This window comes from Bacillus sp. SIMBA_005 (assembly GCF_046535585.1).
Lineage (GTDB): Bacteria > Bacillota > Bacilli > Bacillales > Bacillaceae > Bacillus > Bacillus pumilus.
In genome coordinates this window covers 1-232 of sequence record NZ_JAWRWI010001254.1, presented here as the reverse complement: position 1 = coordinate 232, position 232 = coordinate 1, and the positions used below count along the sequence as shown (strand labels likewise).

The 232-nt window shown below is 56.9% G+C and carries 1 protein-coding gene; it reads left to right on the top strand.

Annotated elements, in window-relative coordinates; genetic code table 11:
* On the top strand, positions 1–232 hold a 232-nt coding region (locus SB660_RS24080), incomplete at both ends, for an ATP-binding cassette domain-containing protein (protein ID WP_410585157.1).

Genomic DNA, 232 nt, shown 5'->3' with positions numbered 1-232 from the left:
CGTCTGCCTCATCGGCCCCTCCGGTTCCGGTAAGAGCACCTTGCTTCGGTGCATCAACCACCTCGAATCCATTGATGGCGGTGAACTGACGGTCGCTGGTGACCATGTCGGGTACGAACTCCGCGGCAACGTTCTGCATGAGATCAAGGAAGCTGAGGCCGGACGACGACGGACTCAGATTGGCATGGTCTTCCAGCAGTTCAATCTCTTTCCTCACATGACAGTTCTCGAG